The sequence below is a fragment of the Blautia sp. HA3515 genome, assembly GCF_059933065.1.
In genome coordinates this window covers 1-15,858 of the sequence record NZ_JAYFUY010000048.1, presented here as the reverse complement: position 1 = coordinate 15,858, position 15,858 = coordinate 1, and the positions used below count along the sequence as shown (strand labels likewise).

At 43.3% G+C, this 15,858-nt stretch carries 9 protein-coding genes, 1 tRNA gene and 7 pseudogenes; 3 read left to right on the top strand and 14 right to left on the bottom strand.

Annotation, left to right across the window (positions count from 1 at the left end):
• The 11 genes and pseudogenes from R1Y93_RS03620 to R1Y93_RS03570 all read right to left on the bottom strand — a co-directional run.
• On the bottom strand, positions 1-135 hold a 135-nt coding region (locus R1Y93_RS03620), incomplete at its 3' end, for an uL13 family ribosomal protein (RefSeq protein ID WP_500821657.1).
• Positions 136-390: 255 nt separating this feature from the next.
• Positions 391-1,131: pseudogene (gene truA / locus R1Y93_RS03615) on the bottom strand (tRNA pseudouridine(38-40) synthase TruA).
• Position 1,132: 1 nt separating this feature from the next.
• Complete coding sequence (locus R1Y93_RS03610) at positions 1,133-1,936, bottom strand: energy-coupling factor transporter transmembrane component T family protein (protein WP_500821656.1); 804 nt, start codon at positions 1,934-1,936, stop codon at positions 1,133-1,135.
• Entirely contained in the window at positions 1,929-2,795 is an 867-nt protein-coding gene (locus R1Y93_RS03605; protein ID WP_500821655.1) for an energy-coupling factor transporter ATPase, read from the bottom strand. Before R1Y93_RS03605 ends, R1Y93_RS03610 begins: the two co-directional genes overlap by 8 nt.
• Positions 2,786-3,631, bottom strand: coding sequence for an energy-coupling factor transporter ATPase (locus R1Y93_RS03600; protein WP_158420897.1), 846 nt, complete (start codon positions 3,629-3,631; stop codon positions 2,786-2,788). Before R1Y93_RS03600 ends, R1Y93_RS03605 begins: the two co-directional genes overlap by 10 nt.
• Before the next feature lies 1 nt (position 3,632).
• On the bottom strand, positions 3,633-4,259 hold the full coding sequence (gene yihA / locus R1Y93_RS03595; protein WP_500821654.1) for a ribosome biogenesis GTP-binding protein YihA/YsxC: 627 nt from the start codon (positions 4,257-4,259) through the stop codon (positions 3,633-3,635).
• 48 nt (positions 4,260-4,307) lie between these two features.
• Positions 4,308-6,633, bottom strand: a pseudogene (lon, locus tag R1Y93_RS03590) (endopeptidase La).
• Between the two features lie 18 nt (positions 6,634-6,651).
• Positions 6,652-7,974: pseudogene (gene clpX, locus R1Y93_RS03585) on the bottom strand (ATP-dependent Clp protease ATP-binding subunit ClpX).
• Between the two features lie 171 nt (positions 7,975-8,145).
• Positions 8,146-8,728: pseudogene (gene clpP / locus R1Y93_RS03580) on the bottom strand (ATP-dependent Clp endopeptidase proteolytic subunit ClpP).
• 234 nt (positions 8,729-8,962) lie between these two features.
• Positions 8,963-10,247, bottom strand: a pseudogene (tig, locus tag R1Y93_RS03575) (trigger factor).
• 241 nt (positions 10,248-10,488) lie between these two features.
• The gene (locus R1Y93_RS03570; RefSeq protein WP_500821653.1) at positions 10,489-11,043 is read right to left on the bottom strand and encodes a DJ-1 family glyoxalase III; all 555 of its coding nucleotides are present in this window, start codon (positions 11,041-11,043) and stop codon (positions 10,489-10,491) included.
• Between the two features lie 120 nt (positions 11,044-11,163).
• Between R1Y93_RS03570 and R1Y93_RS03565 the strand changes: the two genes are divergently transcribed.
• Complete coding sequence (locus tag R1Y93_RS03565; protein WP_500821652.1) at positions 11,164-11,625, top strand: CYTH domain-containing protein; 462 nt, start codon at positions 11,164-11,166, stop codon at positions 11,623-11,625.
• A gap of 88 nt (positions 11,626-11,713) precedes the next feature.
• Here R1Y93_RS03565 and proC read toward each other — a convergent pair.
• Positions 11,714-12,509 (bottom strand): annotated as a pseudogene (gene proC, locus R1Y93_RS03560) (pyrroline-5-carboxylate reductase).
• Positions 12,510-12,592: 83 nt separating this feature from the next.
• Positions 12,593-12,663, bottom strand: a tRNA-Gly gene (locus R1Y93_RS03555).
• Positions 12,664-12,835: 172 nt separating this feature from the next.
• On the opposite strand from R1Y93_RS03555, the gene R1Y93_RS03550 reads away from it, so the two are divergent.
• Together R1Y93_RS03550 and R1Y93_RS03545 are read left to right on the top strand one after the other, a co-directional pair.
• Entirely contained in the window at positions 12,836-13,786 is a 951-nt protein-coding gene (locus R1Y93_RS03550) for a hypothetical protein (RefSeq protein WP_500821651.1), read from the top strand.
• Positions 13,752-13,916 (top strand): hypothetical protein, encoded by a 165-nt coding sequence (locus tag R1Y93_RS03545; RefSeq protein ID WP_500821650.1) that lies wholly within the window; start codon positions 13,752-13,754, stop codon positions 13,914-13,916. Before R1Y93_RS03550 ends, R1Y93_RS03545 begins: the two co-directional genes overlap by 35 nt.
• Before the next feature lie 58 nt (positions 13,917-13,974).
• On the opposite strand, the pseudogene malQ reads toward R1Y93_RS03545, so the two are convergent.
• Positions 13,975-15,540 (bottom strand): annotated as a pseudogene (malQ, locus tag R1Y93_RS03540) (4-alpha-glucanotransferase).
• Between the last annotated feature and the right edge of the window lie 318 nt (positions 15,541-15,858).

Here is a 15,858-nt window from a genome sequence, read left to right as displayed (position 1 = left end):
TGTAAACTGTGGTTTATTCTTTCCTCTTAAAACGCTTGCAACACCGGAAGCCAAACGGCCAAGGGTGCATCCAGCAGCGTCAACTACATACCATTTTCTTTCGATTTTATCTGGATTAGCCATATAAGTCTGCATGGTTTTACCTCCTGCTATTTATCAACGATTGTTTGTCAAACTGCGGTATCCCGCAAATATTTATAATCCTGAACGTACATGCAAAAAACTGCGGAAATGTCCGAAACCGCTGATAAATACTGTCGCCGGGGCTATTGGCTTAAGTCTGTTCAAGCGCACTACGTCACATTGAGTAATTATATTATATTGGCATCAGTATGTCAACTACTTTTTCGCCTTATGAATACAAAAATATGCATAAAATATAAGCAAAAATCAATCAAAAAACTGGATTCCCATAAGGGTCAAGCCTTTTGCAGGTGCGGTAGGCCCTGCTGCCTCCCTGTCACAGGCATCCAGGATATCCTTGATCTTCTCTGGCGGGTACTGACCATTGCCGATCTCGATCAATGTACCGGAAATGATCCTTCATCTTGTACAGAAATCCGGTTCCGGTTACCTGGATCGTCACCACATCTCCATCTCGCCATACGTCCATTCCTGTGATTGTACGAATGGTTGTCTTTACCTGGGCCTTCGCCCCGCAAAAGCTGGCAAAATCATGACGTCCAATGAGAAAAGAAGTAGCTTCTCTCATCTTATCCACATCCAGCTTGTAGTGATAAAAATATGAATACAGCCGTTCTGTAGGCACAGGAAATTTGCGATTAAGGATCCGGTACTGATAAGTCTTTTCGCTGTCACAATACCTGGGATGAAAATCCGGATCCACTTCCTCGGAAAGCTGGATACGGATATCCTCCGGCAGCCTCTGATTCAATGCATAAGAGATCTTCTTCACCTGGGAATCCGTGTTTTAGTATCAAACACAGCCACATTTCCCATTGCATGCACCCCTGCATCTGTGCGGCTGGCTCCAATGGTCTCGATCTGTTCTCCCAGAAGCTGGGATAAGGTTTCATTCAAAACACTTTGTACTGTGATCCCATTTGGCTGCACCTGCCATCCACTGTAATTGGTTCCGTCATAAGCTACTACAAGTCCGATTCTTTTCATATTATATCCCCACTACACGAAACAGGATCGCAATTGCCAGATATCCGGTCAGAATCCCATAGGCTGCATAATCCCTGCCTGCATATTTCAAAGGCTTCATCTGTGTCCTGTCATCTCCGCCATGATAACACCTTGCTTCCATGGCCATTGCCAGATCATTGGCACGACGAAAAGCCGAAATAAACAGCGGAACAAGCAGCGGAACCATATTCTTTGCTTTCTGTATCAGATTTCCATTTTCAAAATCTGCACCTCTTGCGATCTGCGCTTTCATGATCTTATCTGTCTCTTCCAGCAAAATAGGAATAAAGCGCAGTGCAATGGACATCATCATTGCAATCTCGTGAACCGGAACATGGATCTTATTCAAAGGACGAAGCTGACGTTCTAAACCATCGGTAAGCTGATTAGGCGTTGTAGTAAGAGTCATAATGGAAGATCCGATCACCAGATAGATCAGACGTATAGCCATTCTCCCTGCCAGCACCAGACCTTCTTTTGTCACCTTAATAAATCCCCAACGCCATAACACTTCTCCTGGGGTAAGGATAATATTAAAAACAATAGTAAACAGCAAAAGCACAAAAATCGCTTTCAGACCTTTAAAAATGAATTTAACAGGTACCTTGGAAATCAGGATCACACTGCCAAGAAATACTGTAGCAACCAGATACCCCCAAAATGTATGAAAAACAAACACAGACACGATAAACATTAATGTACCCAAAAGCTTGGTTCTTGGATCCAGCTTATGGATCAGGGAATCGGCAGGATAATACTGGCCAATGGTAATATCTCTAATCATCTGCCTTTCCTCCCTTCTTCAGTGCTTTCAGGATGCTGTCTTTCGCTTCTTCCACAGTGATGGCATTTACATCCACATCCATCCCTTTTTCCTTCAGGGCATGCATAATATATGTGATCTGCGGAGCTGCCAGACCCATTTTTTCCAGTTCCTGATAGTGGGAAAACACCTTTCTTGGTGTATCATCAAATACTGCTTCTCCATGATTCATAACCACCAGCCGTTCCACATACTTGGCAATATCTTCCATACTGTGAGATACAAGAACAATGGTAATGCCGCGCATTTTATGAAGAAGCTGGATCTGATCCAGGATATCATCACGGCCTTTAGGATCCAGTCCTGCAGTAGGCTCATCAAGAATCAGGATCTTTGGATTCATTGCCAGCACGCCTGCAATGGCAACTCTTTTTTTCTGTCCTCCGGATAATTCAAAGGGTGATTTACTGAAATTCTCTTCTTTAAATCCAACATGGGTAAGAGCCTTTTTGGCCTCTTTCTCAGCCTCCTCACGGCTCAGTCCCTGGTTCATAGGTCCAAAGCATACATCGGATAAAACATCACTTTCAAAAAGCTGATGCTCAGGGTACTGGAATACCAGCCCAACCTCACTTCGCAGCTTTCTGCGGTCATATTTTTCTTCCCATATGTCCTCTCCATTATAAAGGATCGTGCCTGAGGTAGGACGGATCAGCGCATTAAAATGCTGGATCAATGTAGACTTTCCACTGCCTGTATGGCCAATGATCCCCATAAACTGTCCATCTGGGATCACAAGGTTAATATTTTTTAATGCATGTATTTCATAAGCCGTTTCCGGACTGTACGTATAGGTAACATTCTTAAGTTCTATTGACATAATGCACTCACCAATTCCTCTGTTGTCAGTATTCCCTCTGGGATATCCACACCAGCCTCATGAAGTTCATGAGCCAGCAAAGTTACCTGGGGAACATCCAGCCTGTATTCCTTCAGTCTTTCCACCTGTGAAAAGATCTCCCTTGGAGTCCCCTGCATAACGATCTTACCGCTGTCCATTACATAAACCTTGTCCGCATGGATTACTTCTTCCATATAGTGAGTGATCAGGATCACTGTCACATTTTCTTTCTTATTCAGTTCGGAAACTGCTTCCAGAACCTCATGCCTGCCATTCGGGTCCAGCATAGCTGTGGGCTCATCCAGAACAATGCACTGTGGCCGCATGGCCATTACACCTGCAATGGCAACTCTCTGCTTCTGTCCTCCGGAAAGTTTATTAGGTGAATGGTGGCGGTATGCTGTCATCCCTGTTTTTCTCAGACTGTCACCCACACGTTTCCAAATATCCTCTGTAGGCACACCCATATTCTCAGGGCCAAAGCCTACATCCTCCTCAACAACCGTTCCAATGATCTGATTATCCGGATTCTGAAAAACCATTCCTGCTTTCTGGCGGATCTTCCATAATTCCTGCTCCTTGGATGTATCCATATCATCCACCCAGATCGTCCCCTCGGAAGGAAGGAGCAGTGCATTTAATTGCTTTGCCAGTGTGGACTTCCCGGAGCCGTTATGTCCCAGGATTGCCACAAAACTCCCGGCTTCAATGTCCAGGTTTATATCATCGACAGCTCTCTGCATTTCCTGCACATTGCCGTCTTCGTCGTACTTAAAATAGTCAAATCCCAGCTTGAACGCCTTAATTATTCCCATATTATTTCTCCTGTAAGTTGGTCTGCTCAGTAACTGCCGGTATCTGTCCGGTCAATTCATCGATCAATGCCCAGATTTCATCTCTTCCTTGCTTTGTCTCAGCAGAAAATGGGATCACAATGCTTCCAGGTCGGAGATTCAACCCGGTTTTGATCGCCTTAAGATTTTTCTGTATCTGGCTGCGCTTTAATTTGTCCATTTTGGTTGCAATGATAATAGGATTGTAGCCGTTATGTACCACCCAATCATACATCATCTTATCATTCGCAGAAGGATCATGTCGGATATCCACCAGCAGAAACACTGCTTTCAATACTTTTGAAGTATGAAGATACCTTTCGATCATCTTTCCCCATTTTTCTTTTTCAGATTGAGGAACCTTCGCATATCCGTATCCTGGAAGATCTACAAGATAAATACTTTCGTTTATATTGTAGAAATTAATGGTCTGAGTCTTTCCTGGCTGCGCACTTGTCCTTGCAAGAGCCTTTCGGTTCACCAGACTGTTGATCAGTGATGACTTTCCTACATTGGACTTTCCTGCAAATGCCACTTCCGGTCTTCCTGTATCCGGAAGTTTACTGGTGATCCCGCACACAATATCTAATGAAACATTTTTAATTACCATGTAATAATCTCCTTTGCTGCCATGGAACCGCCTTTTTATGCAAAGCCTTTATTTTTTTCCAGAGGAAAGAGCATGCTCCAGAACCTGTCCCATTGTTTCCACATAACAGATCTTCAGATCTTTCGTGATCTCTTTATCCATTTCCTGGACATCCCTTTTATTTTCCTTAGGAACCAGGACTTCTTTGATCCCTGCGTATTTTGCTGCCAGAAGCTTTTCTTTCAGACCTCCGATAGGAAGGACTCTTCCTCTCAAAGTGATCTCTCCTGTCATAGCTACCTCAGCCCGTACAGGAACCTGGATCACAGCTGACAAAATAGCAGTGGCCATGGTAATACCGGCTGAAGGTCCATCCTTTGGTACAGCGCCCTCCGGAATATGTACATGAATGTCATTTTCTCTGAAAAATTCAGGAAGGATCCCATATTTCCCGGCTACAGAGCGAATATAGCTGATACCAGCCTGTGCAGACTCTTTCATTACATCCCCCAGCTGACCGGTAAGAAGAAGTTCTCCTTTTCCCGGCATTACATTTACTTCGATCTGAAGTGTGTCACCGCCCACCTGAGTCCATGCCAGTCCACGTGCAATACCAATTTCATCTTTTTTATTTGCCATCAGGTAATCATATCTTTCTTTTCCAAGGTACTCTGAAAGATTCTTCCCGGTTACACGTATCTTATCCTTTCCCTGTTCCATAATGGCTCTTGCAGTCTTTCTGCAGATCCTGCCAATACACCGCTCCAGGGAACGTACACCTGCTTCTTTTGTATAATTATTAATCATCTTACGGACAGCACTTCCCTGTATGGTAAGCATGTCCTTACTGATGCCATTGATTTCCATCTGTTTTGGAATCAGATGCTCTTTGGCAATATGCTCTTTTTCATTTTCAGTATAACCGGAGATATCCAGGATCTCCATACGGTCAAGAAGCGGCCTTGGAATACCCTGCAGATCATTGGCTGTTGCAATAAAAAGAACCTCTGAAAGATCCTGAGGGATCTCTACATAATGGTCATTAAACCTGCTGTTTTGTTCAGGATCAAGAACCTCAAGAAGTGCTGATGAGGTATCTCCCTTATAATCACTGCTGGTCTTGTCAATCTCATCAAGCAGGATCAGCGGATTGCTTACACCTGCCTGCGCAAGAGCTGCAGTCACCCTTCCCGGCATTGCTCCCACGTAGGTTTTCCTGTGTCCCGGATCTCAGCCTCATCACGCACGCCGCCCAGGCAGATCCTTACATATTTTTTATCCAATGCTTCTGCTACAGACCTGGCAATGGAGGTTTTTCCAGTACCCGGAGGTCCTACCAGACACAGGATCGGGCTTTTACCCTTATGGGTCAGGCTTCTTACAGAAAGGAATTCCATGATCCTCTCTTTTATTTCCTTCAGTCCGTAATGTCCTTTTTGCAGGATCTTCCATGCCTTTTCAAGGTCTTCTGAATCCTGCGACCGCTTATCCCAAGGAAGGGAAAGCAGTGTTTCTATATAGCTGCGCTCTACTGTGCTTTCTGCACTGTTGCCATTAATACTTTTGAAACGGTCGATTTCTTTATTTATCTTCTCTTTTACTTCTTTTGATGCCTGCAGTTCTTTTAATCTTTTCCTGTATTCTTCAGCATCGTCAAGAATATTATTCTCACCCAGTTCTTCCCGGATCACCTTTAACTGCTCCCGAAGAATGTACTCTCGCTGATTCTTGTCTACCCTGGCTTTCAGCTTCTGCTGAAGTTCTTTGGTAATGTTCAACAGATCGATCTCAGTTGGTGAGAAGTGCGCCAAGTACTTCATACTGCTCCTCAAGGCCTGATGCTTCAAGGAATCTCTGCCTGTTCTGATAGGTAAGAGGCAGATTCACAGCAACCTGCTGGATCAGCTCTTCCACATCTGCAATATCCAAAATACGTACTGCCATCTCCTTGCTCATCTTACCATTGTCCTGGCAATACTGCTGGAAAAGGTCATGAATGCTGCGATGCATGGCAGCCTTTACCGGTGCCTGCAGCTCTTCTTCCTCCTGCCGAATCAGGGAAACCTCAGCCTTAAGATAAGGCTCTTCCTGATCCAGTGCCAATAAGTCCGCTTTTTCTGTTCCTTCTACCAGAACCCTTAAAAGATTCTGGGGAAGCTTTACTACTTGTTTTACATAGGCAATCGTTCCAGTCTGATATAAATCCCAGGAACTATGGTGTTTCCTGCCTGGAATTTCTCTGTGTCACCAGAAAAATCTTCTGGTCCTGAACCATTGCTGCCTCAATCGCCTTTATGGAACGCTTGCGGCTTATATCAAAATGAACAACCATTCCCGGAAGAATAGTAGTTCCCCTAAGTGCAATGGCAGGCATTATAATGACTGGTTCACTCATCTATTGTCTATCCCTTCATCAGGCTGTTTCCGGTGTTCCGCTTTTCTTGATCCTTGGACTTTTACGGCCTGCCGGATGCGCCGGTGCTTCTCCCCGGACAATCTCCGGTTTGCCGGTTCCCTCTACAACCTCTTTTGTAATAATACATTTGCGGATAGTGTCGTCTGAAGGAGCCTGATACATCAGATCCATCAGCGTACTCTCCATAATGGCACGCAGACCTCTGGCACCTGTCCGGCGCTCCATGGATCTTCTTGCCATCATTTCAAGTGCTTCTTCCTTAAAATCAAGTTCCACACCATCTAATTCAAACAATTTGTGATACTGCTTTGTCAATGAATTTTTAGGCTCACGAAGAATACGGATCAAAGCCTTCTCATCCAAACTGTCCAAAGTAACAACTACCGGCAGACGCCCTACAAACTCCAGGATAGGCCATATTTGATCAGATCTTCCGGCATAACATCCTTAAGCACATCACCTACATTCCTCTCTTCTTTAGAGGTAACCTCTGCACCAAAACCAATGGCTTTGGTATCCTGTCTGGACTCAATGATCTTGCTTCAAGACCATCAAAAGCACCGCCACAGATGAAAAGGATATTGGTGCGTATCGATCTCCGAAAAATTCCTGATGAGGATGCTTTCTTCCACCCCTGGGGTGGAACGCTTGCCACTGTACCCTCCAGGATTTTCAAAAGAGCCTGCTGTACACCTTCGCCACGGAAACATCTCTGGTGATGGAAACATTCTCTGATTTTCTTGTGATCTTATCGATCTCATCAATATAAATAATGCCATACTGAGCTCTCTCAATATCATAATACTGCCGCCTGGATGATCTTTAAAAGAATATTCTCCACATCCTCACCTACGTATCCGGCTTCTGTAAGAGTTGGTGGCGTCTGCGCAATGGCAAAAGGTACGTTTAAAAGCCGTCTGCCCAATGTCTGTGCCAGAAGTGTCTTACCGGATCCGGTCGGTCCAAGCATAAGAATATTACTCTTCTGCAGTTCCACATCCAGATTCCTGGATGCGGTCACTCTTTTATAATGGTTATATACAGCTACAGAAAGAACCTTTTTTGCTTCATCCTGTCCAGATCACATAATTCGTTCCAGAATGGCATGGATTCTCTTCCGGCTTAAGCAAATTGATCTCAGATCCCAGTCTCTTGATCGTATCCTCCAAATTCCTCTTCCATGATCTCTTGCACAGATATCCTACGCATTTCGTCACAGATATATGCACCGTCCGGTCCTGCGATCAGCTTCTTTACCTGATCCTCCGTTTTACGGCAAAAGGAACATCTTATTTTTCCCTCTCTCCTCTTCTCTGCCATCGGTCAATACATTTCCTTTCTATTTCTTTGCAGAAGCTTTCCCGTAAAAAATACAGCTTCTGCGTCTCTTCCTTTTTAAGCAAGATAAGACTCCTGATGTTCAGAGGAGTCTTTTCTTAATCATTACATACAAAAGAAAGCTCCTGTTTGAGTCTTCTTTTGTTTATGTTGTTACTTATGCATGACAACACCATCGATCAGGCCATAAGCTTTGGCTTCTTCTGCAGACATATCAGTACTCTCTGTCAGTGTCCTTCTCTACAACCTCCAGTGGCTGTCCGGTATTGGCAGCAAGAAATCTCATTCAAGGTTCTCTTTGTTTTTGCAATATGATCAGCTACGATCTGGATCTCTGTAGCCTGTCCCTGGGCACCGCCTGAGGGCTGATGAATCATGATCGTTGAGTTTGGAAGGGCAAATCTCTTACCTTTCGTACCTCCGGCCAGAAGAAATGCTCCCATGCTGGCAGCCATTCCAAGACATATTGTAGATACATCACATTTGATATACTGCATTGTATCATAAATAGCCATGCCGGCTGTCACAGAACCTCCCGGGCTGTTAATATAAAGCTGAATATCCTTTCCAGGGTCTTCTGCTTCCAGGAAAAGCAGCTCAGCCACTACAAGGCTTGCGCTTACATCATTCACTTCTTCTCCAGGAAAATGATCCTGTCCTTTAAAAGTCTTGAATAAATATCGTAACTTCTTTCCCCTCTGCTTGTCTGTTCAATGACATATGGCACTAAACTCATAATTTCCTCTTTTCTATTCTCTGATTAAGCGTAACTGTTCAGTACCCTTACAGTTGCGAGGCAAATTCGAATTCCTCGGCATTCTTGCTGCGAGGTGCGCGTCATGCAATTGCATGACATACTTCTCCTGCGCACCTCTGCAATCCTGCCGGAGGCTATATCAGCTGGGGGATTGACTCCCAGCTGATATATTTCAAAACACCTCGCAGGATACTTCCTGTTGAATAGTTACAATTATGCTTCTTTTGCAACATCAGCTAACAGAGTAACTGCTTTCTGTATGCCAGGTCTTCCTTCATCTGTCCAAGGCCCTGCTCGCCAAGAAGTTCTCTGACTTTGTCAGCTTCCATCTTATACATCTCAGCCATCTTGCTGATCTCTTCATTGATCTCATCCTCAGATGCTTCGATATTCTCTGTCTCAACCACTTTCTCAAGAACCAGTCTTGTCTGGATTCTCTTAAGAGCCTGTGGCTTCATATCTTCCATCATCTTGTCCATGCTCTGACCTGTGAACTGGAAGTACTGCTCCATGGAAAGACCCTGGGACTGCATTCTTCTTCCGAAGTCATCCATCATCTGACGGCACTGTGTATCGATCATTGCCTCTGGAATATCCATCTGTGCATTCTCAATCACTTTGTCGATCACTGCGTTCTCTTTTGCAGTTTTTGCTTCAGCTTCTTTTTTCTCTGTCAGTTCCTTCTTAACATTCTCTTTGTACTCAGCAAGAGTATCGAACTCAGAAACATCCTTTGCAAAATCATCATCCAGCTCCGGAAGTTCTTTTGCTTCGATCTTCTTAACATCACACTGGAATACAGCTTCTTTGCCTGCAAGCTCTTTTGCCTGATATTCCTCTGGGAATGTAACCTTAACCTCTACATGATCGCCTGTATTTGCACCGATCAGCTGATCCTCAAATCCGGAATAAATGTGTTGGAGCCAATAGTCAGCGGATAATCACTGCCCTTGCCGCCTTCAAATGCAACTCCGTCTGTGAATCCTTCAAAGTCGATAGTTACAATATCATCCTTCTGTGCAGCACGATCCTCTACAGTGATTGTTCTGGAGTTCTTCTCCTGCTCTTTCTTAACTTCAGCATCAACCTCTTCGTCTGTTACATTGATCTCAGTCTTTGGAACTTCCAGTCCTTTATACTCACCAAGAGTAACTTCCGGCTTAACAGCTACTTCTGCTGTAAAGATAAAGTCTTTTCCAGGCTCCATCTGTACAACATCGATCTTAGGCTGGGAAACGATCTCAAGTTCGCTCTCTGCAGCAGCTTTGCTATAATGCTCCGGTAACAGTGCATTCACAGCATCCTCCAGGAATACTCCCTTTCCGTACATCTTCTCGATCATCTTTCTTGGAGCTTTTCCTTTACGGAAGCCAGGAATGGAAATTCTGTTTTTTGCTTTTTTGTAAGCACCTTCCATTGCCTTGTCTAAATCCTCAGCAGAAACTTCAACCGTAAGCTTCGCCATGTTTTTTTCCATTTTCTCAACCTGTAAACTCATTTTCGTGTTCCTCCTTAAAATTCAGGTAAAATAATTCATTGCCATCCGGTCTGTCAAATATCCATGCAGGCAGTCACTGTCTCAGACTTCTGGCCTTTAATTTTTATAACGCTCATGAATAACGCTACAATTCTTTACAATTACAGTCATTGTAGTAGTATAGCACAGGAGTTTCAAAAACGCTAGTGTTTTTTCAAAGGAAAGCCCCCATTTTACATGGTTTTTCCGGCAAAAAACCATTTTACCGGGTATATACTACTGATTCTGCGATTTCGTCTGCTTTTTCTTTTCCAAGAAGCTGTTCAATCAGGGATAGTGCAAAGTCAACTGCTGTACCCAGTCCCCTGCTGGTGGTAATATTGCCATCTGTTACCACTTTTTCCAGGGATTTTTCTGCGCCTTTCAATCCGTCCATGCAGGATGGATAAGCAGTTGCTTTCTTTCCCTCCAGAAGTCCCAGGGAAGCCAGCACAGTAGGTGCTGCACAGATAGCTCCGATTTTGCCGCCTTTCTGATCGAATTGTGTCAACAGTCTTGCAAGCGGCTCATACTCTCCCAGGTACTTTGTCCCCGGCATCCCACCAGGAAGCACCAGCATATCTGCATCTGAAAAATCTGTTTCATCAAATAAGGAATCTGCCAAAAGAGCAATATGGTGAGAAGTAACAACTTCTTTTTTGCCCATGATTGAAACGGTAGTGATCCGGATCCCTGCCCTGCGCATCAGATCTACTACAGTAAGTCCTTCAATATCTTCAAATCCGTCTGCCAGAAAAATATATACATTTTTTGCCATTATTATTTCCTCTTTCTTCCTATTTTATTTCTCCTTTGTTCCATGTATAATGAGATTGGTGTTTTCCCACATTATACATGGTATTTGGTTTTTCCCATATTATATAAGGAGGCTTTTATTATGGAAATCGAACGAAAATTCCTGATTTCTCAGGAAAATCTGCCCCAAAACCTGGTATCTTATCCTTCAAAAAAGATCCAGCAGGGATATCTGTGTACAGATCCTGTTGTCCGTATCCGCAGATCCAATGATTCTTATTATCTCACCTACAAATCCAAAGGACTGATGTGCCGTGAAGAATACAATCTGCCTCTTACTCAGGAAGCTTATGAGCACCTGAAGCCTAAAGCAGATGGTGTTATCATATCAAAAACCAGATATGTGATTCCGGAAAAGGACGGCCTAACCATTGAATTGGACATCTTTGATGCTCCATATCAGGGGCTTTTCCTTGCAGAGGTAGAATTCTCTTCTGAAGAAGAAGCTATATCTTATATGCCTCCAGCATGGTTCGGTGAAGAAGTAACCAATTCTTCCAAATATCACAACAGCACCTTGAGTAAGGGAAATTGCCAGTTGTAGCAGTTTTAAGTATCTCCGATTATCTGTATCTTGATTACAGTTTGCTCTGTGTCCAGATGCAATTTTATCTGATTTTTTATTTACATCTTTACATCTTTTTGCCTTTATCTGCGCAGGCCTGAAGTGCTTCAAAAACAGCGCTTCTGAAGCCTGCCTTTTCCAAAGTACGAACACCCTCAATGGTAGTTCCTGCCGGTGAGCATACCATATCTTTTAATTCTCCAGGATGTCATCCCTGTTTCAAGTACCATCTTGGCGCTTCCCAGAACAGACTGTGCAGCAAACTGGTATGCCTGTTTTCTTGGCATCCCCTGCGCCACTGCTGCATCTGCCATTGCTTCAATAAATATAAACACGTATGCCGGAGAGCACCCACTGACTGCTCCCACTGCATCCATCAATCGCTCCGGCACTACCTGTGTTTTGCCAAAGCTGTCTGAGATCTTCAATACCTGTTCCAGATCATCATCTGTTACCAGTTCATTTCTGCAAACACCGGTCATGCCCTCACCTACCTGAGCCGGGGTATTTGGCATAAGGCGTACTACTTTCAGGGATGTCTGACACATTTCCTGTATCCAGTCCAGGCTTTTGCCTGGTGCAATACCGATCACCATATGCTCTGGAGTAAGATCCTCCCGCACTTCTTCGATCACTTCCTGATAGAACTGTGGCTTAACGGCCAGAATGATCGTCTTTGCATTTTTAACTACCTGGCGATTGTCCAGTGTGGTTACAACTCCCAGCTTTTCCTGGCTTCTTTTGCTTCCTTCTTCTGTAAGATTTGATACAATGATCTCATCCTTCTGAAAAATCCCTTTTTTCAGGATCCCGCTTATCATAGCAGATCCCATGTTCCCACATCCGATAAATCCAATTTTCATCTTCTTTGTCTCCTTGTATACATATACATCTTTAACAAAACACCCCTGAAAGCCTGCTGTTACAAGCGTTCAGGGGTTTGGCAAGCAGATAACGGGAATCGAACCCGCCTCCTCAGCTTGGGAAGCTGATGTTCTACCAATGAACTATATCTGCGAACGAACATATTATAGCACCATCTGCATTTTTTGGCAAGTAGTGACCTTTATTTCTTTCTATGCTATAATCCAGTTACTGTGGCTGCAATAAGCAGCATAACCCGGTACACTGATTCGCAGAACAATGTGCTGGTTTCATATTTATAAACGCTTATTTATTGGAGGTTTTTATGTCTTCTTCAAAAAGTCAATCCAATCCGGAATACCCTGTCTTTTTCAGTAAAAATGTAACATTTGTACTGAAAGGAGCCGGGATCATCCTGATGCTGTTCCATCATCTTTTCAGCTGTTCCGCTGATCTTGTTGAAAAGTATCAGGTTTCTTCCAGACTGATCCCTATAGATAAAATAATGACCTTAAGTGCACTAAGCAAAATATGTGTAGCAATCTTTGTATTTCTGTCAGCATGCGGAATCACCATTTCTCTTCGCCAGAAGCCAAAAGACCAGCAGACAGGTTACGTATGGCATCGCTACAAAAAGCTTGCTTCTGGTTTTCTGATCGTTTACCTTATCAGTATCCTGACCTTTTTCTTAAGAACGGACCGACTTGGGATTTACTTTAAAGAAGGCGGCTTAAAAGGTATCTTTTATATGATCATCGATGCTTCCGGACTTGCCAGCTTCTTTGGAACACCATCCTATAACGAAACCTGGTGGTATATGTCCGTAGCCATCCTGATGGTCTTTGCCATGCCTTTGCTGATCTCCCTGTATAACCGTTTTGGCATATCCGCCGTAGTTGTGGCTGCCATGTTAACATATTTAGGGATCCCTCTCACTGCATTCACCACTTACCTTTTCACCATGCTTCTTGGGATCATGGCCGCCAGCGAAAATATTTATGGACGCCTGTTTTCTTTAAGGAAAAAATTAAAGTCCATTAAATCGGATACTGTTTTTTATAGCCTGGCACTGGCTCTTTTTACATTTTTATTCCTTATCATCCTTACTTTCCGTTTTAAATGCGGTCACGAAGATCTTACAGACGGATTGCTGGCGCTGATCCTTTCCGGTATTTTCTTTATTCTTAACAGATCTGAAAGGATTCCGTTTTCCATTTTTATCTTTACTTGGAAAACATTCCATGAATATGTTTCTTCTGCATACGCTGATTTTTGAATACTATTTCACAGGCTTTATTTATTCTTTCCATAACTGGCTGCTGATCACCCTTGTTCTGATCTGTGCATCCCTTGCCATTTCTGTAGTCATTGATTTTGTAAAGTCAAAATATTCGGTTTATCATTAAAAAACCGCTGTCTTTTTAAAAAGGGCTGATGCAAAAACACAGCATCAGCCCTTGACCTTTATTTCTTATTCTTTTCTGCTTCCAGTTTTTCTGCTTCCAATTCTTCTTCTGTCTTTGTCCAGTTTCTTCTTCCGTATCTGGTAGCCAAATCCAGCATTTCCTTCTGCAGCTTTTTCGTAAACTGTCCCTTTTTCAGACGCCATCTCCAGTTTTTGCCCAATGTAGATGGCTGATTGATCCTGGCACTGTTATCCAGTCCCAGATAATCCTGCATCGGAATAATGCAAAGATTTGCCACACTTCTCATAACCAGTGTGATCAGATCCTCGCAGATACCTTCGTCTGAGTCATGGAAGTTTCTCAAATACTGACGAACCAGTCTTCGCTCTTCCGGAGAAATATCACGGAACCAGCCTCTCAGTGTCTCATTATCATGGGTACCTGTATAAACTACACAGTTTCTTGGATAATTATGTGGAAGATAGTCGCTGGCATTTCCTGTATCTCTTGCATCAAATGCAAACTCGATCACTTTCATATTTGGTAATCCGCTGTTCTCTACCAGCTGTTTTACAGTATCTGTCATAAAGCCCAGATCTTCTGCAATAATATCTCTGTCGCCAAGTCTGTAAGAAATAGTACGGAAAAGATCCATTCCAGGTCCCTTTTCCCACCAGCCATTTTCTGCGGTCGTATCGCCAAATGGAATTGCATAATACTCATCAAAACCACGGAAATGGTCGATTCGTACAATATCATACATATTAAAGCAATGAGCAAGACGTTTCACCCACCAGTCAAACCCTGACTGTCTATGAACATCCCAGTTATACAGCGGATTGCCCCATAACTGTCCGGTAGCAGAAAAGCCATCCGGAGGACATCCGGCCACCTGTGTAGGCTGATTTTCTTCGTCCAGTTTAAACAGCCACGGACTTGCCCATGTATCAGCACTATCCAGTGCAACATAAATCGGGATATCTCCAATAATACGAATCCCTCTGACTGTTTGCATATGCTTTTAATTTGCCCCACTGCTCATAGAACTTAAACTGCATATACTCCTGAAATTCAATCTCATAATAAAGCTCTTGTCTGTAATAATCCAACGCATTCTGCCAGCGCAGGCGGATATCCTGTGCCCACTCACTCCACGGTGCACCCTCAAATCTGTCCTTGACGGCCATAAACAGAGCATAATCCTTTAACCAATATCCCTGTTCCCTCTGGAATTTCAGGAAATCCTGATTCTTGGTAATATCACTGCGACCATAGGCCTTACGAAGAAGCTTATACCGTCCCTTATACAGCTTTTCATAATCAATATCATCTGCTTTATTTCCAAAGTCTACACTATTGCATTCTTTTTCTGTAAGCACACCCTCCTGGATCAGATCTTCCAGACTGATAAAATAAGGATTACCTGCAAAAGTAGAAAAAGATTGATAGGGAGAATCCCCATAGCTACGTCGGGACCAAGGGGCAAAATCTGCCAGCAGCACTGTCCTGCTGCCTTCAGTTCATCTACAAAATCATATGCACTCTTTGAAAAACACCCGATTCCGTACTTTGACGGCAAGCTGCTGATTGGAAGCAGTACACCGCACTCTCGTTTATTTATCATGATTACCTCCCTCAAAAATTCTATAGGACTGTTTCTTTTTTCCAGATAAGATATTCCAAATACCTAATACAGCAAATATTAAGTAACAACTATGTTGACCTGCCTTAATTTTCACTGTACTGGTGTCTCCAGACAAAATAAGTGCAGTCCTTATACACCAATTTTAGATATTTGGCATAAGAAGCACTGCACCGTCAATAATAAACTTTTTAGAAATATGTTATTTTTTCACTCATGCAGAATATCTGGCATTTTCAAATTGGTTCATGCTGTCTTCATATGCCTGCAATCTTGCTTTTGACTCCCTGCTCAGATTCC